This window comes from Pseudomonas sp. KT_2_4, from assembly GCF_041410225.1.
Classification (GTDB): domain Bacteria; phylum Pseudomonadota; class Gammaproteobacteria; order Pseudomonadales; family Pseudomonadaceae; genus Aquipseudomonas; species Aquipseudomonas paracarnis.
Map to the genome: position 1 here is coordinate 4,249,108 of NZ_CP166962.1, position 24,625 is coordinate 4,273,732.

At 60.6% G+C, this 24,625-nt stretch carries 22 protein-coding genes; 6 read left to right on the forward strand and 16 right to left on the reverse strand.

Annotated elements, in window-relative coordinates:
• Positions 1-27: 27 nt before the first annotated feature.
• Positions 28-450: a phasin family protein gene (locus tag AB9N64_RS19590; protein WP_014716558.1), complete on the forward strand. Its 423-nt coding sequence runs from the start codon at positions 28-30 to the stop codon at positions 448-450.
• A gap of 12 nt (positions 451-462) precedes the next feature.
• Complete coding sequence (locus AB9N64_RS19595; protein ID WP_014716559.1) at positions 463-1,404, forward strand: phasin family protein; 942 nt, start codon at positions 463-465, stop codon at positions 1,402-1,404.
• A 93-nt stretch (positions 1,405-1,497) separates the two neighbouring features.
• On the opposite strand, the gene AB9N64_RS19600 is transcribed toward AB9N64_RS19595, so the two are convergent.
• The 6 genes from AB9N64_RS19600 to AB9N64_RS19625 form a co-directional block, all read right to left on the reverse strand.
• Complete coding sequence (locus AB9N64_RS19600) at positions 1,498-2,013, reverse strand: fimbrial protein (RefSeq protein ID WP_014716560.1); 516 nt, start codon at positions 2,011-2,013, stop codon at positions 1,498-1,500.
• Positions 2,014-2,030: 17 nt separating this feature from the next.
• Positions 2,031-2,987 carry a fimbrial protein gene (locus tag AB9N64_RS19605; RefSeq protein WP_014716561.1) on the reverse strand — a complete coding sequence of 319 codons (957 nt, stop codon included), beginning with the start codon at positions 2,985-2,987 and terminating at the stop codon, positions 2,031-2,033.
• Positions 2,984-5,548, reverse strand: coding sequence for a fimbria/pilus outer membrane usher protein (locus AB9N64_RS19610; RefSeq protein WP_371359624.1), 2,565 nt, complete (start codon positions 5,546-5,548; stop codon positions 2,984-2,986). The genes AB9N64_RS19605 and AB9N64_RS19610 overlap by 4 nt, the downstream gene beginning before the upstream one ends.
• Positions 5,549-5,692: 144 nt before the next feature.
• Positions 5,693-6,451: a molecular chaperone gene (locus AB9N64_RS19615; RefSeq protein WP_133634100.1), complete on the reverse strand. Its 759-nt coding sequence runs from the start codon at positions 6,449-6,451 to the stop codon at positions 5,693-5,695.
• A gap of 6 nt (positions 6,452-6,457) precedes the next feature.
• Positions 6,458-7,231 (reverse strand): molecular chaperone, encoded by a 774-nt coding sequence (locus tag AB9N64_RS19620; protein ID WP_197865411.1) that lies wholly within the window; start codon positions 7,229-7,231, stop codon positions 6,458-6,460.
• A gap of 53 nt (positions 7,232-7,284) precedes the next feature.
• Positions 7,285-7,863, reverse strand: a complete 579-nt coding sequence (locus AB9N64_RS19625; RefSeq protein WP_014716565.1) for a fimbrial protein — start codon at positions 7,861-7,863, stop codon at positions 7,285-7,287.
• 339 nt (positions 7,864-8,202) lie between these two features.
• Here AB9N64_RS19625 and AB9N64_RS19630 point away from each other — a divergent pair, with 339 nt between their 5' ends.
• Positions 8,203-8,898 (forward strand): response regulator transcription factor, encoded by a 696-nt coding sequence (locus tag AB9N64_RS19630; protein ID WP_014716566.1) that lies wholly within the window; start codon positions 8,203-8,205, stop codon positions 8,896-8,898.
• Positions 8,899-8,905: 7 nt separating this feature from the next.
• On the opposite strand, the gene AB9N64_RS19635 is transcribed toward AB9N64_RS19630, so the two are convergent.
• The 10 genes from AB9N64_RS19635 to AB9N64_RS19680 all read right to left on the reverse strand — a co-directional run bounded on the left by AB9N64_RS19635 (position 8,906) and on the right by AB9N64_RS19680 (position 21,794).
• A complete protein-coding gene (locus tag AB9N64_RS19635) occupies positions 8,906-9,526 on the reverse strand; it encodes a TetR/AcrR family transcriptional regulator (RefSeq protein ID WP_020302373.1) in 621 nt (206 codons plus the stop codon).
• A 27-nt stretch (positions 9,527-9,553) separates the two neighbouring features.
• Positions 9,554-11,236: a class II poly(R)-hydroxyalkanoic acid synthase gene (gene phaC, locus AB9N64_RS19640; protein WP_191948820.1), complete on the reverse strand. Its 1,683-nt coding sequence runs from the start codon at positions 11,234-11,236 to the stop codon at positions 9,554-9,556.
• A gap of 90 nt (positions 11,237-11,326) precedes the next feature.
• On the reverse strand, positions 11,327-12,172 hold the full coding sequence (phaZ, locus tag AB9N64_RS19645) for a poly(3-hydroxyalkanoate) depolymerase (protein WP_019820034.1): 846 nt from the start codon (positions 12,170-12,172) through the stop codon (positions 11,327-11,329).
• Between the two features lie 165 nt (positions 12,173-12,337).
• A complete protein-coding gene (gene phaC, locus AB9N64_RS19650; RefSeq protein WP_371359625.1) occupies positions 12,338-14,017 on the reverse strand; it encodes a class II poly(R)-hydroxyalkanoic acid synthase in 1,680 nt (559 codons plus the stop codon).
• 249 nt (positions 14,018-14,266) lie between these two features.
• The gene (locus tag AB9N64_RS19655; protein WP_019820036.1) at positions 14,267-14,644 is read right to left on the reverse strand and encodes a gamma-butyrobetaine hydroxylase-like domain-containing protein; all 378 of its coding nucleotides are present in this window, start codon (positions 14,642-14,644) and stop codon (positions 14,267-14,269) included.
• A 160-nt stretch (positions 14,645-14,804) separates the two neighbouring features.
• Positions 14,805-16,142 (reverse strand): ATP-dependent protease ATPase subunit HslU, encoded by a 1,338-nt coding sequence (gene hslU / locus AB9N64_RS19660; protein ID WP_003171208.1) that lies wholly within the window; start codon positions 16,140-16,142, stop codon positions 14,805-14,807.
• A 37-nt stretch (positions 16,143-16,179) separates the two neighbouring features.
• Positions 16,180-16,710, reverse strand: coding sequence for an ATP-dependent protease subunit HslV (gene hslV / locus AB9N64_RS19665; protein WP_003171209.1), 531 nt, complete (start codon positions 16,708-16,710; stop codon positions 16,180-16,182).
• Between the two features lie 220 nt (positions 16,711-16,930).
• Positions 16,931-17,632, reverse strand: coding sequence for an SPOR domain-containing protein (locus AB9N64_RS19670; protein ID WP_003187899.1), 702 nt, complete (start codon positions 17,630-17,632; stop codon positions 16,931-16,933).
• A gap of 1 nt (position 17,633) precedes the next feature.
• Positions 17,634-19,370 carry an arginine--tRNA ligase gene (gene argS, locus AB9N64_RS19675; protein WP_014716573.1) on the reverse strand — a complete coding sequence of 579 codons (1,737 nt, stop codon included), beginning with the start codon at positions 19,368-19,370 and terminating at the stop codon, positions 17,634-17,636.
• 204 nt (positions 19,371-19,574) lie between these two features.
• Positions 19,575-21,794 (reverse strand): primosomal protein N', encoded by a 2,220-nt coding sequence (locus tag AB9N64_RS19680; RefSeq protein ID WP_038448547.1) that lies wholly within the window; start codon positions 21,792-21,794, stop codon positions 19,575-19,577.
• Between the two features lie 325 nt (positions 21,795-22,119).
• Here AB9N64_RS19680 and rpmE point away from each other — a divergent pair, with 325 nt between their 5' ends.
• The 3 genes from rpmE (at position 22,120) to AB9N64_RS19695 (ending at position 24,622) form a co-directional block, all read left to right on the forward strand.
• Entirely contained in the window at positions 22,120-22,350 is a 231-nt protein-coding gene (gene rpmE / locus AB9N64_RS19685; RefSeq protein ID WP_014716575.1) for a 50S ribosomal protein L31, read from the forward strand.
• Positions 22,351-22,364: 14 nt separating this feature from the next.
• Entirely contained in the window at positions 22,365-23,171 is an 807-nt protein-coding gene (locus AB9N64_RS19690; protein ID WP_122301040.1) for a thermonuclease family protein, read from the forward strand.
• Positions 23,172-23,353: 182 nt separating this feature from the next.
• On the forward strand, positions 23,354-24,622 hold the full coding sequence (locus AB9N64_RS19695; RefSeq protein WP_014716577.1) for a malic enzyme-like NAD(P)-binding protein: 1,269 nt from the start codon (positions 23,354-23,356) through the stop codon (positions 24,620-24,622).
• The last annotated feature ends 3 nt before the right edge of the window (positions 24,623-24,625 follow it).

Genomic DNA, 24,625 nt, shown 5'->3' on the forward strand with positions numbered 1-24,625 from the left:
CTCCCCCCTTTTTGTGTGAGGTGCACCATGGCCAAAGTTATTTTGAAGAAAAAAATCGACGTTCAAACCACTCCCCTGAGTGAGGTTAAAAGCTATGCCCGCAAGATCTGGCTGGCGGGTCTTGGTGCCTATGCGAAGGTCGGCAGTGAGGGCAGCGAGTACTTCAAAGAGCTGGTTAAGAGCGGCCAACATGTTGAAAGTAAAGGTAAAAAAGTTGTAGTTGAACAACTTGATGCCGCCAACAGTCAGATTGACCAGGTAAAGAGTAATGTCTCCGGCGTCAGGAGCCTGGTTGAAGTTCAGCTGGATAAAGTTGAAAAAGCTTTTGACACGCGTGTTGCAAGTGCCTTGAATCGAATCGGCATTGCGTCTAAACATGACGTGGAGACACTCTCTGCTAAGCTCGAAGAGCTGACGGCATTGCTCGAACGTGTCGCGCGTAAACACTAAGGAGACATCGGGATGGCTGTTAAAAAGACTACTCAGAAAGAAGGCAGCTCGTGGGTCGGGGAAGTTGAAAAATATTCCCGCAAAATCTGGCTTGCTGGTTTAGGCGTGTACTCGAAGGTTAGCAGTGACGGCGGTAAATACTTCGAGACTCTGGTCAAGGACGGCGAGAAGGCCGAGAAGTTGACCAAGAGTACAGTGGGGAAAAAAGTTGATGCGGCCAAGGCAACGGCCGGTTCCGCCAAGTCGAGTATTTCTGACACGTGGGGCAAGTTGGAAGAAACCTTCGACAAGCGCCTCAACAGTGCTATTTCGCGACTGGGCGTGCCTAGCAAGGCTGAGTTGAAGACGTTGCACAGCAAGGTCGATACCTTGACCAGGCAAATCGAAAAACTCACTGGCGCCAAAGCGGCTCCAGCCAAGACTGCCGCAGCAAAACCTGCGGCAAAACCAGCGGCCAAAACTGCAGCTGCAAAACCAGCAGCCAAAGCCGCTGCCAAGCCTCTGGTTAAAGCTGCCGCTAAACCGGCTGCAAAATCTGCGGCCAAGGCGCCAGCCAAAGCCGCGACGAAACCTGCGGCCAAGCCAGCGGCCAAAACAGCTGCTGCCAAACCGGCCAGCAAACCTGCCGCCAAGCCAGCGGCTGCTAAAGCAGCAGCGAAACCTGCGGCTAAACCGGCTGCTGCCAAATCCGCTGCCAAGCCAGCTTCCGCCAAACCCGCTGCCAAGCCAGCTGCGGCAAAATCCGCCGCGAAACCAGCAGCAGCCAAACCGGCGGTAAAACCTGCGGTGGCCAAAAAACCTGCCGCGGCGAAAAAGCCAGCAGCGCCAAAGCCTGCCGTGGCGGCCAAGCCGGCTCCGACTGCTTCTGCAGCCAATTCGGTGTCCGCGCCGTCGCCCACCGCTGCTACCCCGACTGCAACGCCGGTAACCCCGACGCCATCCAGTCAGTCCTGATTTTTGCGGGACCAGAAAATGCCCGGCCTATAAAGGTCGGGCATTTTTTATGGGCCACAGCAATCAGGCGTCGCGGGCGCTACACCAAGCCCATCAGTTATAAGTGATAGAAACGGTGACGGCACTGGCCAGCGTGCCGTGGGAAATCGCCGCGCCGGTTTTGTGGTAAGCCGCTTTGAGCGCTAGTACCGCCTTGCTGCTGCTCGTTGCAACCGTACGGCTACGCTGGGCCTCCGTACCGTTGGCGGGGATGATGCCTGCGCTGGCCAGCCAAAGAGCGGTGCCGCCCGAAGTTCCCGTATTGGCAAAGAGCTCTGCGTTGCCGGCGGAGGGTGTGCCAGCGAATTGAAAGATCACGTTCTTGACGTCAGAGTCGCAGTCAGCGGCAAGCTCGAAATCGTGTTCTCCAGCGGAGTCGGCACTATCGAAGTCCGACACTTTGACGGGCGGTAGAGTGATGGTGCGGTTTACATCGCCGGCGATCAGGTTGCACGTGCCCGCGTTGACCACGCCTTGGAAGGTCAGGGTGCCGGTGGTAGCAGCGAAGGCGACAGGAGCGCCCAGGCTGGCCGTGAACGCCAATAGCAGGGGCAGTATTGAGAGACGCATCGTTAATCCTCAGGGTTTCAGTTGTAGGTGATGTTGACGGTAGCGGTACTGATCAGCGTGCCTTGGCCGACCGTGCCGCTTTTGTGGTACGCAGCGCCGAGTGGCAGTACCGCGCGATTGCCGCTCACAACCAGCGTGCGTTCGTTGTCGCTGCCATTGGCAGGGATCGTTTGATTCGTTCCGTTGATACGGGAATACAGCCACAGCGCCACGCCTCCAGCGGTGCCTGTATTGGCGAAGAGCAGGTCATTTTCAGGCGAGGGCGGGCCGGAAAAACGAAAGGTGACGTTGGCGGCATCGCTGCAATTGGCCGTCAGCTCAAAGTTGTGTGCGCCAGCGTAGGGGCTGCTGTTGAAAGCACTGACCTGCACCGGGTCGAGGGCGATGGAGCGGTTGACGTCGCCTGCTTCAAGGTTGCAGGTAGCAACAGGGCTTACGAACCTGACCGAGTTGTTGAGGTTGAGCTCAAAGCGGCCCAGGCGCTGGCCTATACGGGTCATCATTGTGTATTTGTAGATGCTTCCCGCCGGCACTACCCCTCCGGTCACCGGGCCGGTTTTGTAGAAGATCGCCTCGGCATTGGTGAAGATGGGATGGCGTCCAGTGGGCAGCTGATTGGTAATATTTTCAAGCGCGTAGAAGTTGGTCACTCCTCGGGCATCGGTAATTTTTATGCGGATGCCGATGCCAGGAGCCTCAGTGGAATAGATCAGGCTTGGCAATAGTTGCGGGTACCTGCGGGAGGTGACCTGTCTGAGGGTCAAGCTGTGGCAATTGAAGAAACGGCCGGGAACCACTCCACTGAATGGCTGCTGGGTGATGATGCTGCCATCGGGCAGGTTGGCCGGTACCGTAATAGTGGCCGGAAGGGAAAGGCCGTGCTCGGAGTCCATATAGCTATCGCACTCCGCCTGGGCCGCGATGGGCAGGCCAAGCACCAGCAGGGTCAAGAGGCGCGAGATCGACGGCTTCATTGTGAACTCCGTATTGTCATGGGGCTTTTGGCGGTAGGCGCTTGCGGCGCATGCTGGCAGGCACCTGCGTTCAGGTGGCGCAAGCGGTTGGTGTTCTCGGCAGTGAAACCTGTGCTCACGTCATAGCGCAGCGTGCACAGGGTCGTGGCGTCCGGGCCCCACTTGACCGTCAACTGCCCCTGCCCGCGTGACACACGCGCAAAGGCTTTGCCACCCTGGCCAACGATCCCGACGCTGGCGCCGCTTTCATCGAACACATCCGCGCCGAACGGCAATGGCGTGCCATCCTCCCGCAGCGCCGTGATCAACATGGCCTGCCCGCTGACGGTCTCGAATTGCAACTGCACCACCGAGCCGGCTCGTGGCGCGACGTTCTGAGCGGCGGTCTTGAGCTCGACATCCGAGGACAGATCCTTGGGGTCCAACTCGACCACGTTCTGGCGGTAAGGCGTGAGATTCGGCACCACGGCGAAGCCGCTTTTGCCGATCTGCGCGCTGTGGTTGCCATTGATCCGTGCGCCGAGGGCGTCGGGAGCCTGGACGATGCCGATGGTGTCGCCCAACTCTGGGCCGAAGGTCACACCGCCACGGTGGGCGACGATGCCACCGGTCATGCCCAGGGAGGTCGATTGGTACGCGTTGCTTTGGCCGTAGCTTGCCGACAGCACGCCTTGAGAGGTCTGGTATTTCATGTCGGCGCTAGTGGCATAGCCGCTGCCTTGAGCACGGCTGCTGCTCAGGCCGTAGCTCAATTCATTGCGCCCGCCAAGCGTACCGCCCAGGCTCAGGCGCTCGCCGCTGCTTTGATCGCCACGGTAGACGGTGGTGGTCAGTGTGGGCGAGCGTGCGCCGCTGCCCAGTGGCAGGCTGACGGTGAAGTCCAATTGCTTGTCGACGCGTTCGCTCAGCAAGTCCCGGGTGCGCTGCGCGCTGACGGTGTAATGCAAACCCTTCCACGTACTGCTGTAGCCGGCGGTAAACGTCAGGTTGCCATTGTTGCGGTTCCAATAGTTTTGCGAGGAGCCGGTCAGGTACACCGAGCCGTCGCCGACGCTTTGGTTGAGGCTGATGTCCATTCGGTCACGCAGGCGCGAAACGGTGTCGAGCTTGAGCCCGTCCAGCGCAAGGTCGCGGATGTGTGCTGCGTCGCTCACGCTCAAGAAGCCTTCGGTGGAGTAGCGGTAGGCGCCCAGCGCGAAGTGGGTGCCCGTATTCGCGAAGTTCTTGCTGTAGCGCAGCTGTACGCTTTGACCCGCGCGTGAACCATGCCCTGGCAGATGCGCGTTCGACTGGGTCAAGTCCAGAGAAAGTGCGCCCAACGGTGTGTTGAACGCGGCCCCCAGCAACTGTGAACGGTAATCCTCACCCATCACGGCACCGGTATAACCGGTCAGCAGATTACTCAGGCCATGCTGGTAAGTCGCTTGCATCAGCCTGGGCGGGTGGTGCAGGCCGACTTCATCGAGCAGGCCGGCACTCAGCGAATAGCGGCTGTAGCCGGGGCGCAGCAGGTTGGCGTTGGCGGCAAACGGTACGATGAACTCACGGGTACGACCGTCGGCTTCGGTGACGGTGACATTCAGGTCGCCGCCGTAACCGGTGGGGAACAGGTCCTTGAGCACGAACGGGCCGGGCGCGACGGAGACTTCATCCAGCAACACACCGCGTTGGCGCACAGTGACCCGTGCGTTGGTCTCGGCAACCCCGCGCACTACCGGGGCAAAGCCGGTCAGTGAATCGGGCAGCATCCGGTCATCGGAAGACAGGCTGGCGCCGCGCAGACGCACGCTGTCGAACAGTTCGCCGGGGGTATAGATTTCGCCAAGCACCAGTTGGGACTTCAAGGCACTCAAATCCCGCTGCACATAGGTGGCGCTGCTTTGGTACCCCGAGACGGTATGGGTGCGGCTGTAGCTGCCGTTGTGGCGCCAGTGCCAGTCCCCCAGGTTGAGGCCGGTGTTCAGGCCGAGGTAGCTGGAGCCCTGGGTGCGCCCGCCGGCCCGCGTGGTGAAGGTATTGGTGTTGTAACGCACGAACGCGGCATCCACGCCGCCATCCCAGTGTTGCGGGTCGACGTAACCGCGTGGCTGGCGCGCCAGGTATATCTGCGGAACTTGCAGGTCGAGGCGACTTTCACCCGAATCGAACTGGCTGCTGGCGCCGGGCAGGTAGCTGGCGATGTCGGCACAGCTGGAAAGGGCTGCTGCCTCGACGCTATCGACGATAACGCCAAACCTGAGCAGCGCCTGGGGCTCCAGGCACAGCTGGGCGGTGTCATGGCCCGCGATCTTGGAAAAGGACAGGGTTTCACGCCCGATCCACTGGCCGTTAAGGTGCACATCGGCGCGATAGCTGCCAGGCAGGACGACGTTGCCTTGGTTGAACTTGGCGATATCGACCTGCAAGCCCGCCTTGCCACCCGGAAAGAAAGCCGGATTGAATTCGACCTGTTCGGCACTCTGGGCGCTGACGGCTTGAGCGCCGCTGATCAACAGCAGGCTATGCAGGGTCCGCTTGAAGCGATGACGTGCTTTTACGCCGGTTGGCGTGTTGAAACTCATGTTCAGCATTCTCGAAAAACAGGTGTCGGTCGACTGTCGGCATAGGGCGTCCCTACCCGCGTCAGTGGGCATCGACATGAAAAAGTAGGGGCGTGGTAGCGCCAGTCAGGGCGCCCTACGCTGGAAGGTCTGTTCTGGGGGCTGTCATGGCGGGGCCTTGGCGCTATGGACGGCCTTCACGCCATAGTCATCGAGTGTCTGGAACTCTACGGTCGCCTCGGTATTGGCCGATGCTTTGAGCGTGGGCAGCTCAAAGCGCAGGCGGCCGCCGGGCAGTACCATGTTTTCACTGCCCGACGACGCGGTTTTACGCGCATGTCGTTGCCCGGACTCCAGCACCTCGACGCCTTCAAAGGTCACGTGATAGGGCGTCGGGTTGAAGACTTCCAGGCCCTGGCCCTGTGCGCTTGAGATGCGTCGCCATTGCAGTTTTCCGGGTGCCGTTTCGACTCCGTAGAGCAGGTTATGCGGACGGAAGAACAGTTTGATCCGCGAGCGAAACGCCAGCTGCAGTTGGTTGCCCTGTTGCGCATTTGGAGATTGCGCAGGCACTTCCAGCAAGTTGAACCAGAACAGGCTTTCCTGTGCGGTCGGCAAGGATTCGCCGGTATAGGCCACGCGCACCACCTGTTGCTTGCCCGGTTCCATACGGAAGATGGGCGGGGTCACCACAAAAGGAATGCCGCCCACCTGTGGCGTCGACTGCTCATCGCCATTATCCAGCCAGGTCTGGACCAATACCGGTGCCTGGTTCTTGCTCTCCAGCCTGACGGTGACCTCTTTGTCGTTCTGCGGATAAACCACGCGCGTGCTGTTGATGATCACGCTCGCCTGCAGCGCCGTTGCGCCCACCAGCGTGCAGGTCAGCAAGGTGGTCTGCGCAAAAATCGAAAATACATTCATGGTGGTTTATCCCGTGCAGCCAGGCAGCGCTGCCGAATGCCGTACGCGGGCACCGAAATCGCTGACGCTGGTGAACTCAACCTTGGCCGGGGTACGCGGACATTCGCGCAACAGCGGCAACGCAAAGCGTTTTACATCGCCGGCCGGCAGCAGCAGGCTGTCGTTGGCGCTCTGGTTCGGCGCTTTGGCAAAACGCTGGCCGGCGCTGAGCAGTTCGATAGAGGCAAGCGAGACGTGATAGGGCGTCGGGTTAGTGGCTTGCAGGGCGTAGCCGTGATCGTGGGCGATCAGTTTCCATTGCAGTTTCGAGGCTGCGTTTGCCACCGCATAAGGCAACGCTTGCGGGCGCAGGAATACGCGCAAGCGAGTGCGAAATGCCAATTCGATCTGGTTATTCTCGTCACCCTTTGCGGCACTCGGCGGCACTTCCAGTACGTTGAGCCAAAACAGGCTTTCACGATCGGCAGGCAAAGGCTCGCCCGAGTAGCGCAGGCGCAACGCCTGTTGCTGGTGCGGCTCAATGCGGAAGATTGGGGGGGACGTACTCAGCGGCGCTTTTGCAGTGGCGGCTGTTGAGTATCGGTCGCCGTCGTCCAGCCAGGTTTGCACCAATGCCGGGCGATTGCCCTTGTTTTCCAGGCGTACGATCACTTCCTGCCGTTCGGCAGGGTAGATCACCCGTGTGCCGTGGATGATGACGCCTGCCTCGGCGGCAAGTATGAACAGCAGCATTGCACCAGACACACCGGCGACAAATGTAAGACGGGCCTTCGTTTTCATCGTCTGGTCTCTTTACCCAGGGAGGAGCCCGCCTTCGCAGGCTCGCTCGCGCTTTACTCGGCGTACTCGATCATGAACCCGACCCGGGTGTTGACCTTGCCTTCGGTGGCCGGGCCGCTGGCGTACAGTTGTGCAGCCAATGGGATGGTTGCCTGGTTATCGGCGATCACCACGCCTTCGGATTTTTCGGTGTACACGTTGATCGGCGTGCCGCTGCGGCTGGTGACCTCCACCTGGACGTTTTTGGCGTTGGTGGTATCCGATGGATCGTCGTAACCATCAATGTTCAAGCGCCCAGTGGCCACGTCGATGGCCGGGCTGGTCGGATCGAAGGCAACCATGGCGGTGCGTCCGTTGGTGCAACTGCCCTCACCCGGTGCGCCGATGCGAATGGTGAAGCCGGTCAGGTTGGCACGGCTGCCTGCCGTGGCCAGGCGTGCAGCAGAGACGCCACCCAGGTTCACGTCCTTGACCACAGCCCCCGTGCCCGGAGCCGCGCCTTCGACGGTGCAGGTCACGTCGGTCACCAGTCCACTGAAGTTGATCACGCCGTCCGCGGCGTACACCGATGACGTCATCGTGGCGCTCAAGGCCAGGGCGGTTGCAACGGCAGGTAAAACGTTGGCTTTCATTCTGTTTTCGATCTCGAGTTATTGAAGTTATCCGCCGCAGGTTTAAGCGCAGTGCCTGAGGTTCTTGTCGAATTTTTTTCATGGGGCGGGCTGGCATAATTTGTATCTAAAAGTGAATGCGCTCTATAGCGAAGTCTCGAGTTTTGGTTCGTGATTGTTCGAAAGCGTTTTGTTTTGTTTAGTTTTTTTCGTATGGATTTTTGGTTGGGTAAAGTTTCCTCAGTTGTTTCTGTAGGAAGTTGCCGTAAGTAAATGTAGTACTGTTGTGTCCGCTTATTGAACCCTGCATAAGGCTGGTCTATAGCGTGCAGTACTGCATTGATTTATGCGGGGCTCGTTATGACAACTTCACCATTGGCCATCTGTACCGTCATGCTGCTGGATGACCACGAGATGGTTCGCCAAGGTATCGCACTGGGATTGAATGCCGAGGCCGACATTCAGGTGACCGGCTCCTACGGTACGGGCCGGCAACTGCTGGAGGCGCTGGCCCGTCAGCGGGTCGATGTGGTCGTCATGGACTTCGTGCTGGCGCCGTCAGACATCGACGGCCTCAGTCTGCTCCAGACGCTGGGCAGGCGTTTCAGCCAGTGCCGGGCATTGATCGTTTCCTCGGATTATTCGCCTGCGACAGTCTCGCTGGCGCTCAAGGCTGGATGTTGGGGCATTCTGGGTAAGACTCAGAATCTGACCGAGCTGATCACGGCTATCCGAACTGTCGCTCAAGGGCGGCTTTATATACAACCTTGTATGTTGGCGACATTACAGGGCAAACACTCTGCGTTTGATCTCGTCACCGTGAAGTCGACGGTCAATGTTTCAGCGACGCTGTCATTGACTTCCGGGCTCACACCCAAAGAGCGCGAAGTGTTGCGCTGTTTTCTCGATGGCATGTCAGTCAGTTCGATTGCGGCAAAGTTCTCCCGCAGTGCAAGTACTATCAGTACGCAGAAACAATCGGCTTATCGGAAGTTGGGCGTGCGCAATGACAGTGAACTTTTCAAATTCATTCAGCAATTCGGCGGGCCTGAGTAAGCACCGGTCAAAGCGGATCATCCAGGTAGCGCAAGGCCCAGCGTTCGGTGGCCTGGCGTGCAGGTGACAGCAGGTGCGGCGCTACCAGCATCATGACCTGGTACACCACCACTCGTACCTCGCCTTCACGGTCCAGTACGCGTTGGTAATCGAGGGAGAACAGCAGAGTCATGGTGATCTGTTCCACCAACTGCCCCAGTGCCTGGGTGTCACTGACCAGTTGCCCCGCAGCCTTCAACCGCGCCAACAAGGAGGCCAGGGTGCGTTTGAGCGCGGTAAGCAGATTGCGGATCCCCTTGGCCAGCTTCGGCAGGCGCCCGGCCAGGTTCGACAGGTCCTGGAAGAGGAAGCGATAGTGGGCCATGCGCTCGACAATCAGGTGCAAAAACAGCCAGTAGTCCTCAGCCTCCAGTTGCGCATCGGCAGGCGGGTCGAGCAGCGGCGCCAGCTCGCATTGAAAGCGCTCGAACAGCCCCAGTACCAACGGCTCCTTGCCATGGAAGTGGTAGTAGAGGTTACCGGGGCTGATCCCCATTTCATTGGCCACCTCCATGGTCGACACGTTCGGTTCGCCCTTGTGGTTGAACAACTGCAAGGCACATTCAAGGATACGGTCGCGGGTCTTCATCCAGTCTTCTTAATGTGATGTTTGAGCTCATCGCACGCGCACGTAAGTGCCCGGCGCCGCTTCCATCGGTGGGTAATTCTGGTTGCCCAGAGCGGTGAGGGTTTCGCGTTGTACACCGGAGCGTTTTTGCACCCACTCCAGCCACTGCGGCCACCAACTGCCTTCGACGTGCTGGGCGTCGTAATACCAGGCGCGCGGGTCGCTGCTCAGCTTGAGGTTCTCGACGTAGTTGGCCTTGGGGTTACCCGGTGGGTTGAGGATGCTCTGGATATGCCCGCTGTTGGACAGCACGAAGCGCCGCTCGCCACCCAGCAGTTGCGTGGAGCGGTACACCGCGTCCCACGGCGTGATGTGATCGTTGATGCCGGCCACGCTGAAGCTGTCCACCGCGACCTTGCGCAAGTCGATGGGTGTGCCGCATACCTCCAGCCCACCGGGATGGCTCAGGGGGTTGTGCTTGAAGAAATCCAGCAGGTCGCCGTGCAAGGCGGCGGGCAGGCGCGTGTTGTCGTTGTTCCAGTACAGGATGTCGAACGCCGGCGGTTCCTTGCCCAGCAGGTAATTGTTGATCCAGTAATTCCAGATCAAGTCGTTGGGGCGCATCCAGGCAAACACCTTGGCCATGTCGCGGCCATCCAGCACGCCTTGCTGGTAGGAGCGGCGCTTGGCGGCCTCCAGGGTTTGTTCATCGGCGAATAGGGTTGCGGGGCTATCGATCTGGCTGTCGAGCAGGCTTACCAGGTAACTGGCGCTGGAGATGCGCCGCAACTGGCGCTTGGCTTGCAGGTGGCCTTGCAGCGCGGCGATGGTCAGGCCCCCGGCGCAGGCGCCCATCAGGTTGACCTCGCGGGCGCCAGTGATGGCCCGGCACACGTTGAGCGCTTCTTCCAGCGCCGCCACGTAGGTGGACAGGCCCCATTCGCGATGCCGCACGTCCGGGTTACGCCAGCTGACCATAAAGGTCTGCAGGCCGTTTTTGAGCGCGTATTGCACAAAGCTGTTGGCCGGGCTCAGGTCGAAAATGTAGTACTTGTTGATTTGCGGCGGCACCACCAGCAGTGGCTTGGCGTACTGTTTTTCGCTCATGGGCTTGTATTGGATCAGCTCCAGCAGCTCATTGCGAAACACCACCGAACCGGGCGTGGTCGCCACGGTCTTGCCCACTTCGAAAGCGTGCTTGCTGACCTGGCGCGGCAAACCGTTGTTGTGCAGCAGGTCTTCGAACAAATTACTCACGCCACGCACTACGCTGTTGCCGCCGGAGTTGAGCAACTCCTTGATCGCCAGCGGGTTGAGCAGGGTGTTGGAAGGGGACACGGCATCGTTGAGCAGGGCGAAGGCGAACTGCGCGCGGGCGCGATCATCGTCGCTGAGGGTGCTGTCATCAATCCACTGCCGTGTCTGTTTTTGCCAGCTCAGATAGGCTTGCAAGCTGCGGCGGTACAGCGGGTTGAGCTTCCAGGTGGGGTCGCTGAAGCGATGGTCCCTGGGGTTGGGTTCGTGCACGGCCTCACCGAGCAGCACGCGGCCCAGCTGGCCGCCCAGGGCCAGGGCGTGGCGAGCGGTGTGCACCGGGTTGCGCAGGCCGTGCGCGGCGACGGTACGCAGGGTCGACAGCAAGTCCCGGCCGCGCAGGCCGGTGATCGCATTTTGCGCGTTGATGAACGCAGCGGGGGTGGGCGCCGGGTTCGTCACGGGTCTTTCTCGCATGAGCCAACACTCCTTCGTCAAGTCATCAAGCAGGCACGCCAATCCAGAACCATAGTCGGTTCCTGGCAAGTTGCGCGGTGGTGTGGTCCTTCACACCGCCGGTCGCGGATGTATCACGGCGCGCAGGCGCTCCTCCTCCAGAAACTTCATGATGATCGGCGCCACGGCTTCGGCCCGGGTGATCAGGAACAGGTGGCCGTCGTCGATGATGTGCAACTGCGCATTGGGGATGCGCCAGGCGAGCATGCGCATGTTGACCAGCGGGATCAGCGGGTCATCGTCCCCGGCCAGCACCAGGGTGGGCTGGCGGATCTTGTGCAGCCAGTGAATGCTGGTCCAGCCCAGCCCGGCAAACAGTTGCCAGTAGTAACCCAGCTTGCCGGCCGAGCGCACTTTGCTGGCGTGCTCGGCGGCCAGTTTGGAATCACGGCGGAACGAGCCGCCATAAATCATCGGTGCAATGCGCACCACGTGGGACGGCTGGATATAACGCCTGGGGCTTGCCATCAGCCACAAGACCTTCGGTTTGCCCGGCACCATGAAAGCCCCGGCTGCGGTGGCCGCCAGGATCAATTTCTTGCAGCGCTCTGGGTAGTCATACGCAAATTGCTGGGCCAGCGCTCCGCCCCAGGACACACCCACGGCGTTCACTTGGCCGTAGTCGAGGTAATCGAGCATGCGGGCGGTGAGCTTGGCCAGGCCGGGAAAGCGGTAGGGCCGGTTCGGCGTCGAGGAACCGCCCACGCCGGGCACGTCGAAGGCGATCACTTCCAGGTCCGGGTCCAGAGCCTGGACGAACGGAAACACCAGCTCAAGGTTGGCGCCGATGCCGTTGAAGATCAGCAGCGGGGTCAAGTGCGGCTTGCCCGGGCGTACCGCCGTGCGGATGGTCTGGCCATCCAGGTCGATGGTACGGAAGATGAACGGTTGCGCCATGCTCAAGCCCTGTGAAGTGGTGCTATTGGTCTGTAGGAACTCGGTCAGTGTGGGAGCTGGCTTGCCTGCGATGGCATTCTTTCAGGCCGCGATTAGTGAGCAGGCCCATTGCTATCGCAGGCAAGCCAGCTCCCACATCTGATCTCATTTCAATCACAAGAATGCCTAGCGTTCATGTACATAGGTACCCGGCGCCGCTTCAGCGGCTGCATAGGTTTTATTGCCTAATGTCGTCGGGGCTTTTTTCAATTTTCCCGCCCGCTCCGCCTGCCACACCTGCCAATGCAGCCACCACGAATCGGTGTGCTTGGTCGCATCTTCTTGCCACTCCAGCGCACTGCCGGCCAGACCCTCGCTGGTCTGGTAGCGCGCTTTGGGGTTGCCCGGCGGGTTGAGGATGCTCTGGATATGCCCGCTGCTGGACAGTACAAACTCGACCTTGCCGCCGAACAACTGCGCTGACTTGTAGCAGGACTGCCACGGCGTGATGTGGTCGTTGGTGCCGGCCAGGGAATAGATATCGGCAGTGACCTGCTTGAGGTCGATGGGCGTGCCGCACACTTCCAGGGCGTTGGCCCGTACCAGTGGGTTGTTTTTGAACAGTTCGATCAGGTCGCCATGGAACGCGGCCGGCAAGCGTGTGGTGTCGTTGTTCCAGAACAGGATGTCGAACACTGGCGGCTCGTTGCCCAGCAGGTAGTTGTTGACCCAATAGTTCCAGATCAAGTCGTTGGGGCGCATCCAGGCAAAGACCTTGGCCATGTCGCGACCTTCCAGCACGCCGGCCTGATAGGAGTGGCGCTTGGCCGCTTCCAGAGTCTGCTCGTCGACAAACAGCGCCACCTGGGTGTCCAGGGTGGTATCCAGCACGCTCACCAGCAGAGTCAGGGCGTTGACCTTCTTCTGCCCCAGCGCCGCGTAGTGGCCCAGCAGCGCCGTGCAGGTGATGCCGCCTGAGCAGGCACCGAGCATATTCACGTCTTTGCTGCCGGTAATCGCCGTGACCACATCGACCGCTTCCTTCAGCGCCTCGATATAGGTGGATAGCCCCCATTCGCGCTGGGCCTTGGTGGGGTTGCGCCAACTGACGATAAAGGTCTGCTGGCCATTACGCAGGCAGAAGCGCGCCAGGCTTTTATCCGGGCACAGGTCGAAGACGTAGAATTTGTTGATCTGCGGCGGCACCACCAGCAGCGGGCGCTCATGCACCTGCTCGGTAATGGGCTTGTACTGGATCAGCTCCAGCACGTCGTTGCGAAACACCACCGCGCCTTCGCTGGTGCCCAGGGTCTTGCCGACTTCAAAGGCGCCCATGTTGACCTGGCTGGGCATGCCGCCGTTGTGCACCATGTCCTTGGCCAGGTGAGACAAACCGTCGAGCAGGCTTTTACCGCCGGTTTCAAAGAAGCGTTTGACCGCCGCCGGGTTGGCCGCGCTGTTGGTGGGGGCCATGGCTTCGGTCATCAGGTTGATCACGAAGTGGCCCCGGCTGATGTCTTGTGCCGACAGGTTGCTGTCGTCGATCCAGTCGTGAAGTTCCTTGCGCCATGCCAGGTAAGTCTGCAAATAACGTTTGTAGAGCGGGTTCTGGTTCCAGGCTGGGTCGTTGAAGCGACGGTCGTCGCCCTCGGGCACCAGTGCGGATTTGCCGAACATCACATTCTTCAATTCAACGCCAAAGTGGGCGACGTGCTTGACGCTGTGCAACGGTTGCTTGATGGCTTGGGTCAGCACCATCTTGGCCGAGGCCAATAAATCCTTTTTGCGTAACGCGATGATCGGGTTCAACCCCAGGGTGTTTTCCGAGGCCTGGCGTTTCAAGTCATCGTTATTCTTGTTACTCATCTACGACGCTCCATTGTCCGAAAGACGAGTACCGGCGATTGCTGCGCACCCAATTTCGATACACGACACCAGCCTGGTACTGCGACTCGGGTGACCGTTGATACCGCATCGTCAAATGCAGGGAACTTGCCAGCTCCATTGGTTACCCGAGTTTATTTTTTTTCGCAAGCGGGCCAATCGTTGGCCACGCGACAGGGCATTCAAGCAGATGAAATTAGAAAATGCGCTCTAAACAGCAAGACCGTTGAGCTAGAGCATCAGCCGCACGACCGACTCACTCGGATCGCGGGTTTTACCAGCGGCTTTGAGCTCGGCCAGGTAGTCGGCCCACAAAGCGTCCTGACGTACGGCCAACTGATAGAGGTAGTCCCAGGTGAACAGTCCGCTGTCATGACCGTCGTCGAAGGTCAATTTCAGTGCGTACTGGCCGGCCGGTTCCAGCTTGATCAACCGGACGTTGAGCTTGCCGAATTGCAGGATGGGTTTGCCGTGGCCCTGGACCTCGGCGGAAGGGGAGTGCACCCGCAGGAATTCGGCGGGTAGTTGGTAAACCTCGTCGGGCCCGTAGGTAAGGCCGAGGGTGTTGGAGGTTTTATGCAGGTTTACTGCGGTAGGAAATTTCGACATTGGAGATAACCCTGAAGGAACCGGCCCAAAATGTGGGAGGGACCAATGTGGGAGCCGGGCTTGCCCGCGATGCCGGCACCTCGGTGTTTCAGGAACACTGAGGTGATGCTATCGCAGGCAAGCCAGCGCCCACACAAGCCACTCCCACATTGAGTGAGGCTTACAGGATATAACGAGACAGATCTTCGTTCTGCGCCAATTCGCCCAGGTGGCTGTTCACATAATCGGCATCGATCTTGATCGCTTCGCCATTCTGCGCACCGGCCATGTCGCCGGCGCTGAAGGATACTTCCTCAAGCAGGCGCTCAAGCAAGGTATGCAGGCGACGGGCACCGATGTTCTCGGTCTTTTCATTGACCTGCCAGGCGATCTCCGCCAGGCGCTTGATACCGTCTGCCTGGAATTCGATACCCAGCCCTTCGGTTTTCAGCAGCTCGCGGTACTGCTCGGTGAGCGAGGCATGCGGTTCGCTGAGGATGCGCTCGAAGTCGCCCGGCGTCAGTGCCTTGAGCTCCACCCGAATCGGCAGGCGGCCTTGCAGCTCGGGCACCAGGTCGCTGGGCTTGCTCAGGTGGAAGGCACCGGAGGCGATAAACAGGATGTGGTCAGTCTTGACCATGCCCAGCTTGGTGTTGACCGTGCAGCCTTCGATCAGCGGCAGCAAATCGCGCTGCACGCCTTCGCGGGAGACATCCACGCCGCCGGAGTTACCACGCTTGGCCACCTTGTCGATCTCATCGATAAACACAATGCCATGTTGCTCGACCGCTTCCAGGGCCTTGGCCTTGAGTTCTTCCTCATTGACCAGGCGCCCGGCTTCTTCGTCGCGCACCAGCTTGAGCGCTTCTTTCACCTTGAGCTTGCGGCTTTTCTTCTTGCCCTTGCCCATGTTGGCGAACAGGTTCTGCAACTGGCTGGTCATTTCTTCCATGCCAGGCGGGGCAGAGATATCCACGCCGGACACTTCGGCCACTTCGATCTCGATTTCCTTGTCATCCAACTGGCCTTCACGCAGGCGCTTGCGGAACAGCTGGCGGGTGTTGGAATCCGACGAAGGTGCGGCGTCTTCGTTGAAACCCATGCGTGCCGGTGGCAGCAGGGCGTCGAGGATGCGCTCTTCAGCGGCGTCTTCGGCGCGATGGCTGACCTTGGTCACTTCCTGTTCGCGCAGCATCTTCAGGGCGGCGTCAGCCAGATCACGAATGATTGACTCGACATCGCGGCCCACATAGCCGACTTCGGTGAATTTGGTCGCTTCGACCTTGATGAACGGGGCATTGGCCAGTTTGGCCAGCCGCCGAGCGATCTCGGTTTTGCCGACGCCGGTAGGGCCGATCATCAGGATGTTCTTGGGCGTTACTTCAACGCGCAGTTCTTCTGGCAGTTGCATCCGGCGCCAGCGGTTACGCAGCGCAATGGCAACGGCGCGCTTGGCATCGTCCTGGCCGATGATATGGCGGTTGAGTTCATGGACGATTTCGCGGGGAGTCATGGACATAGTGTTTGGCGGCCTCAAGCCTGAATAAGCCTAGGGCTTATTCGGCGAGGTCCTGCTCCTCAATGGTCTGATTGTGGTTGGTGAACACGCAGATATCGCCAGCGATACCCAGGGCGGTCTCGACGATTTCACGGGCCGACAGGTCGGTTTTCTTCAGCAGCGCGCTGGCCGCAGCCTGGGCGTAGCCGCCACCTGAACCCATGGCGATCAAGCCATGCTCGGGTTCAACCACGTCGCCGTTGCCGGTGATGATCAGGGAAGCGTCTTTGTTCGCAACCGCCAGCATAGCCTCCAGGCGGCTGAGGGAGCGGTCGGTGCGCCATTCTTTGGCAAGCTCTACAGCGGCGCGCACCAGGTGGCCCTGGTGTTTCTCAAGCTGGCCTTCGAAGCGTTCGAACAGGGTAAAGGCATCGGCGGTTGCGCCTGCGAAGCCGGCAAGCACCTGGCCGTGGTACAGGCGGCGCACTTTCTTGGCGTTGCCTTTCATCACGGTGTTGCCCAGGGAAACCTGGCCGTCGCCGCCCATGACAACTTTGCCGTGGCGACGTACTGAAACGATGGTGGTCAAGGGGAGAGTCTCCACGCAGCGGGGCGAAAATGCCCTGATGGAAACTCATATGGGGGTGGCGAGGGGGATTTCAACCGTAGGGAGGGAGTGCGGACGAGTGGTGATCGTTCCCACGCTCCGCGTGGTAATGCCGCCTTGGGCGCTCTGCGCCTGCTCTGTGACGCAAAGCGTCAAGGGGCACGTTCCCACGCGGAGCGTGGGAACGATCAGTGGGTATGCGTCAGCGGCTCTGGCGTTGTTGTAACAACAGGTTGCTAAACCCGGCGCCGGCCAATTGCTTTTGCGCCACGGTCAGCTGTTCACGGTTGCTGAACGGCCCCACCAATACGCGATACCAAGTCGCATCCTTCACCGTGCCGGACTCAACCGATACCGATTGGCCCAACAGAATGATCTGTGCGCGTACACGGTCCGCATCCGCCTGTTTCGGGAACGAGCCCGCTTGCAGGAAGAACTTGGTCACCGGCGCCGCCTTGGTTGCAGCCACTGGCGGTGCTGGCGGCGGCGTGATACCGGCCAGCGCGGCCTGGGCGCGCGCCGTGTCGATTTTCGCCGCTTCCGCTGGGGTTACCGGCGTGGTCGGCACTTGTGGCGTCGGCAGGGTTTTTTCCGGCACGGCGTCAGGCGGCACGATCACTTCCGATTCCGGCAGCAGCGTGTAGAAGTCGTACTTGGGCTTTACCGGTGCGGTCGGGCTCGGCGCGGTCTTGTTGGCTTCGGCGATTTTCGTGGCCTTTTGCTGCTCCTGTTTGACGCGCTTGACGTCATCGCCCTGGCCGGGCTCCAGCTTCATCAGAAACACGATAAATGCGCCGACCGTCAGGCCGATGGCCATCCACAACCAACCCGGAATCGGTTGCTTCGCCGGGGCCTGGTAGCGGCTGGCGCCGCGCTTGGGTGCAGGTTTTTTCTTGGCAGCCAACTTACATACGCTCCAGAGTTTCCAGGCCCAAGAGTTCCAGGCCTTGCTTGAGGGTGCGTCCAGCCAATGCGGCAAGGCGCAGGCGACTTTGTTTCTGGGCTTCGTCGTCGGCGGTCAGGATCGGGCAGTTCTCGTAGAAGCTGGAGAACAGGCCGGCCACTTCGTACAAATAGGTGCACAGGATGTGCGGCGTGCCTTTTTCGCCAACGCTGTTGAGCACTTCGCCAAATTGCGCGAGCTTGGCCGCCAGTTCCTGTTCGTGGGCGGCGTCCAGCGCGATCTGGCCCTCGACTTCGCTGAAGTCCTTGCCCAGCTTGCGAAATACCCCGGCCACGCGGGTGTAGGCGTACAGCAGGTACGGCGCGGTGTTGCCTTCGAAGTTGAGCATCAGGTCGAAGTTGAAGCTGTAGTCGCTGGTGCGGTGCTTGGACAGGTCGGCGTATTTCACCGCGCCAATGCCCACCACGCGGGCAATATTACGCAGGTCGGCCTCGGCCAGCTCCGGGTTCTTTTCCTTCACCAGGTTGTAGGCACGTTCCTGGGCTTCGGTCAGCAGGTCGATCAGCTTCACGGTGCCGCCGTCGCGGGTCTTGAAGGGGCGGCCATCGGCGCCGTTCATGGTGCCAAAGCCCATGTGCTCCATGTGCATCGGGTGGGTGACGAAACCGGCGCGACGGGCCACTTCGAACACCTGCTGGAAGTGCAGGGCCTGGCGCTGGTCGACGAAGTACAGCGCACGGTCAGCCTTGAGCACGCCACTGCGGTAACGCACGGCGGCCAGGTCAGTGGTGGCGTAGAGGTAGCCGCCATCGGCCTTGACGATGATCACCGGCAGCGGCTCGCCGTCGGCGGTCTTGAATTCTTCGAGGAACACGCACTGGGCGCCGTTGCTTTCGACCAGCAGGCCTTTGGCCTTGAGGTCGTTGACCACGTTGATCAGGTCGTCGTTATAGGCGCTTTCGCCCATCACGTCGGCCATGGTCAGTTTCACGTTGAGCAGCTCGTAGATTTCCTGGCAATGGGACAGGGAAATTTCACGGAAGCGGTTCCACAGCGCCAGGCACTCTTCGTCGCCGGCTTGCAGCTTGACCACCAGGCCCCGTGCGCGGTCGGCGAACTCTTCAGACTCGTCAAACCGCTTTTTGGCGGCGCGGTAGAAGTTTTCCAGGTCGGCCAGCTCGTTGCTGGTGATCGGGTTTTCCTGCAGGTAGGCCATCAGCATGCCGAACTGGGTACCCCAGTCGCCCACGTGATTCTGGCGGATCACGGTGTCGCCGAGGAATTCCAGCACCCGTGCCACGCCGTCGCCAATGATGGTGGAGCGCAGGTGGCCCACGTGCATTTCCTTGGCCAGGTTCGGCGCCGACAGGTCGATGACCACGCGCTGGCTGTCGCCGGCCTTGCGCGCACCGATGCGCGCATCGGCCAGGGCAGCATCCAGGCGTGACGCCAGGGCCTGGGTGTTCTGAAAGAAGTTGATAAAGCCAGGGCCGGCGATTTCGGCCTTGGTGACACTGGCGTCAGCCGGCAGGGCTGCGATGATTTTTTCTGCCAGGTCACGCGGCTTCATGCCGGCCGGCTTGGACAGCATCATCGCGATGTTGCTGGCGAAGTCGCCATGGGTCTTGTCGCGGGTGTTCTCCACCTGGATCGCCGGCGACAGGCCTTCAGGCAACACACCTTCGTGGACGAGTTGGGTGAGGGCTTGTTGGATCAGCTGGCGAATGGTGTCTTTCATGGTGTTCTCTTTCGACCGCAAGCGGCGGCGCGCGATGCGCAGGTGGAAAAACTGGGCATTATCCGTGGCGAGGGCGGGCTTGCCAACCGTTCAGACTATATGGCGGACCTGCGGGCCTCTTCGCGGGCAAGCCCGCTCCCACATTTAAGGGTATTCACATTTCATAATGTGCGAGCTGGCTTGCCTGCGATGACGTAATTACCCTCAATACAAATCTACCGGGTCTACATCCAACGACCATCGCACCTGCCGACCGCTGGGCAGTTGCTCCAGCTCAAGCATCCAGCGACTTAATAGCCGATGCAGCGGCGCGCGGGAGGTTGCCTGCAAGAGTAGCTGAGCGCGATAACGCCCGGCGCGCCGCTCCATGGGCGCTGGCACCGGGCCGAGTAGTTCGATGCCACTGAGGGCCAGTTCGCCCAATAAACGTTCGGCGGCGCTGCAGGCCTCATCAAGAAAGCCTTCCGCCTGCCCGGGTTTGTGGGCTTCGGCACGCAGCAGCGCCAGGTGCGCAAAGGGCGGCAGGCCGGCGGCGCGGCGTTCGCTCAAGGCCTGCTCGGCGAAGGCAAAGTAGCCTTGTTCCGTCAGTTGAATCAGCAGCGGGTGGTCGGCCAGGTGCGTCTGGATAATCACCCTGCCTGGCTCTTCGGCCCGCCCGGCGCGCCCTGCCACCTGCACGATCAACTGCGCCATGCGTTCGCTGGCGCGAAAATCCCCGGAGAACAGCCCGCCATCGGCATCCAGGATCGACACCAGGGTCACCCGTGGGAAGTGATGCCCTTTGGCAAGCATCTGCGTGCCCACCAGAATGCACGGTTGGCCCTTGTGGATGGTGGTGAACAGTTGGTTCATAGCGTCTTTGCGCGACGTGCTGTCGCGGTCGACACGCAGCACCGGGTAATCCGGGAACAGAATGCCCAGGCGTTCTTCGGCGCGCTCGGTGCCGGCGCCCACGGGCCGCAGGTCCACCTTGCCGCACTGCGGGCAATGGCGCGGTACCCGTTCCACATGGCCGCAGTGATGGCAGCGTAACTCGCCGTGGCGCTGGTGCACGGTCATGCGCGCATCGCAGCGCTCGCACCCGGACATCCAGCCGCAGTCATGGCACAGCAGCGTCGGGGCAAAGCCGCGGCGGTTGAGAAATACCAATACTTGCTGGCCGGCGGCCAGGGTCTGGCCAATGGCCTGTTGCATCGGGCCGGAAATCCCGCTGTCCAGCGGGCGGCTTTTCACGTCCAGGCGCAGGAAACGCGGTTGTTTGGCGCCGCCGGCGCGCTCGTTCAGGCGCAGCAGCCCGTAACGGCCGGTGTAGGCGTTGTGCAGGCTTTCCAGGGACGGCGTGGCCGAGCCCAGCACAATCGGGATGTCTTCCTGGCGGGCGCGCACCAGCGCGAGGTCGCGGGCGTGGTAGCGCAAACCTTCCTGCTGTTTATAGGAGCCATCGTGCTCCTCGTCGACGATGATCAGCCCGGGGTTTTTCATCGGCGTGAACAGTGCTGAGCGCGTGCCGATAATAATGTCGGCCTCGCCGTCCCGCGCCGCTAGCCACGACTCCAGGCGTTCACGGTCATTGACCGCTGAGTGCACCAGGGCGATCCGGGCATTGAAGCGTTGCTCGAAACGCGCCACGGTCTGCGGGCCCAGATTGATCTCGGGGATCAGCACCAGTGCCTGCTTGCCCGCCTGCAGGGTTTCGCGGATCAGTTGCAAATAGACTTCGGTCTTGCCGCTGCCGGTGACGCCGGCTAGCAGGAACGCGTGGAAACTGTCGAAACCGGCGCGAATCGCCTCATACGCGGCGCGTTGCTCGGGGTTCAGCGGCAACTCCGGCTGGGCCAGCCAGTGTTCGTGGCGCGGGTCCGGGGCGTGCTTGCGGATTTCCACCTGCACCAGGCCCTTGGCCAGCAGCAGGTCGAGGCTGTCTTTGCTCAGCATCAGCTTGCTTAATAGCTGATGGGCCACGCCGTGTGGATGCTGCGCCAAGGTGGCCAGGGCCTCACGCTGGCGCGGGGCGCGGGCGATGCGCGGGTCTTCGAGGCGTGCGCCGGGCGCCATCGACCAGAAACGCTCCTGACGCGCTTCGGCCAGTTCGCCCTGGCGCAGCAGCACCGGCAGCGCCCAGCTCAAGGTATCGCCCAGGCTGTGTTGGTAATACTGCGCGGTCCACAGGCACAGCTTGAACAGCGCGGGCGGCAGCGGCGGTGTGGCGTCGAGCAGGGCAATAGCCGGCTTGAGCTTTTCGGCAGGCACTTCGCTGTGGTCGGTAACTTCCACCAGAATGCCGATCATTTCCCTGCGCCCGAACGGCACGCGCACGCGCATGCCTGGCTGCAACTGCGCACGCGACACGCCGGGCGGGGCCCGGTAATCGAACAGGCGGCGCAGGGGCGAGGGCAGGGCTAGGCGCAAAATGGCGTCGGGCACGCGAGGAGTCTCATCTATTAAGGCAGCGGTGGCGCAGGGGCGGGAGCCTAGCAGACCGGGGTTGTCACGTCTCCAGTACTGGAACCGGATCTTGTGGGAGCTGGCTTGCCTGCGAAAGCGCTAGTGCAGTGACTGACACACCGCCTTCGCGGGCAAGCCCGGCTCCCACATTGACGGCGGTGTGTCAGGAATATCTGATGAAAGGGAGCTTTCGGCCATTACCGCCGCTTGCGCGATTAAAAAGGTCTGGTAGAATCCGCGGCCTAATTACGTGCGGTATTCGACAATAGTGTCGAGTGGCGGCACGCTAGCCTGAGGAAGTGCCATGAAAGCCGATATCCATCCAGCGTACGAAACCATCCAAGTCACCTGCAGCTGCGGCAACAAGTTCGAAACTCGTTCGAACCTGTGCAAGCCACTGGGTACTGACGTATGCAACGAGTGCCACCCGTTCTACACCGGTAAGCAGAAAACTCTGGACACCGGCGGCCGCGTACAGCGCTTCGCAGATCGCTTTGGTGCTTTCGGCAAGAAGCCTGCTACTCCAGCAGAGTAAGGTTCAAGAGCCTTATGGGCTTTTACCCGCTGTTGAAAAAGGCGTCCCTTGTGGGCGCCTTTTTTGTGCCTGGAATTTGGCTGGTGACCGCTCAGGCCGATGCATTCTGCCCCGCCCCGGCAGCTATCGCCCGCGTTGAGGTGCAGCGTGTGGTGGATGGCGACACAGTACGCCTCAAGGATGGTCGCAGCGTACGTATGATCGGCCTCAATGCGCCGGAAACCGGCAAGAAGGGCCGTCCAGACGAGCCATTTGCCGTCGCCGCACGCCAGCGCCTGCAGGCGTTGGTCAAGGCCAGTGATGGGCGTGTCGGCCTGGTGCCGGGGCGCGAAGGCAAAGATCATTACGGGCGCACCCTGGCTTACCTCTACGGCGCCAATGGCGAGAACCTGGAGGCGCAACTGCTGGCCGAGGGCCTGGGGTACCAGGTGGGCGTGGCGCCGAACGTGGACCTGGTGGCCTGCCAGCAGGCGGCCGAAAACAGCGCCCGCCAGTCACGGCTCGGCCTGTGGCGCCAATCGCCGGTGCAAAACGTGGCCAATCTCAAGCGCTCCGGGTTTGCCCTGGTGGCTGGTCGGGTCAGCAAGATCGAGCGCAATCGCGGCGGAATCTGGATTGAACTGCAGGGTTCACTGGTATTACGCATTGCGCCCGAGCTGATCAGCCAGTTCGATACGGCCATGCTCAATGGTCTGCAAGGCCGCACCCTTGAGGCGCGTGGCTGGGTGCAGGATCGTTCCCGCCGTGGCGGCCTGAAAAAAGGCCAAGCACGCTGGCTGTTGCCAATAACCGACTCTCGCATGCTGAAATCGACGCTTTGAATAAAAAATTGTAGACATTTTTTATTTCGATTGTGAACAGTTGAGCCCTTGTATCCCGTGGCTCTTGGCCAAAAGTCGTAGCCCAGGGCCCTTGACACCTGTGACTGCCCAGTCTTGTAGGGACTTTACGACACGCGTATCCTCGGCGGTCCGTCGACCAACAGTAAAAGCGGAATGCCGATATGTCTGATTTGAAAACTGCCGCTCTCGAATACCATGCCAATCCTCGTCCAGGAAAGCTGAGTGTAGAGCTCACCAAAGCCACTGCCACTGCCCGCGACCTGTCGCTGGCCTACAGCCCTGGTGTTGCCGAACCCGTACGTGAAATCGCCCGTGACCCAGAGCTGGCGTACAAGTACACCGGCAAAGGCAACCTGGTTGCAGTGATTTCCGATGGCACCGCGATTCTGGGCCTGGGTAACCTCGGCCCATTGGCTTCCAAGCCAGTCATGGAAGGCAAGGGCGTGCTGTTCAAGCGCTTTGCCGGCATCGACGTTTTCGACATCGAAGTCGATTCCGAAAGCCCGCAGGCGTTCATCGACACCGTCAAGCGCATTTCCATCACATTCGGTGGCATCAACCTGGAAGACATCAAGGCACCTGAGTGCTTCGAGATCGAAAAGGCCCTGATCGAGCAGTGCGACATTCCGGTATTCCACGATGACCAGCACGGCACCGCGATCGTTACCGCAGCCGGCATGATCAACGCCCTGGAAATCGCTGGCAAAACCCTGGGCGAGGCGAAAATCGTCTGCCTGGGCGCCGGTGCCGCGGCCATTTCCTGCATGAAGCTGATCATCAGCATGGGCGCCAAGCTGGAAAACATCTATATGGTCGACAGCAAGGGCGTGATCCAGTCCGAGCGTACCGACCTGAACCAGTACAAGGCGATGTTTGCCCATCCGTCCTCCAAGCGCACCCTGGCTGACGCCCTCGACGGTGCCGACGTGTTCGTTGGCCTGTCCGGCCCGAACTTGCTGAGCGCTGAAGGCCTGAAATCCATGGCGCCGAACCCTATCGTGTTCGCCTGCTCCAACCCGGATCCGGAAATTTCTCCTGAGCTGGCCCACGCCACTCGCAGCGACGTGATCATGGCCACCGGCCGTTCGGACTACCCGAACCAGGTCAACAACGTATTGGGCTTCCCGTTCATCTTCCGTGGTGCCCTGGACGTTCGCGCCAAGCGTATCAACGAAGAAATGAAAGTGGCCGCTGCCAACGCCCTGCGTGAACTGGCCAAGCTGCCGGTACCTCAGGACGTGTGCGACGCCTACGGTGGCGCCAAGCTGGAATTCGGTCGTGAGTACATCATTCCAAAACCAATGGATAAGCGCCTGATCACCCTGATCTCCGATGCCGTGGCCAAGGCCGCGATCGAGACTGGTGTGGCTACCCTGCCGTATCCAAAGAACTACCCGCTGCAGAGCGTGGATGATGTGTTCAACGGCTAAGCC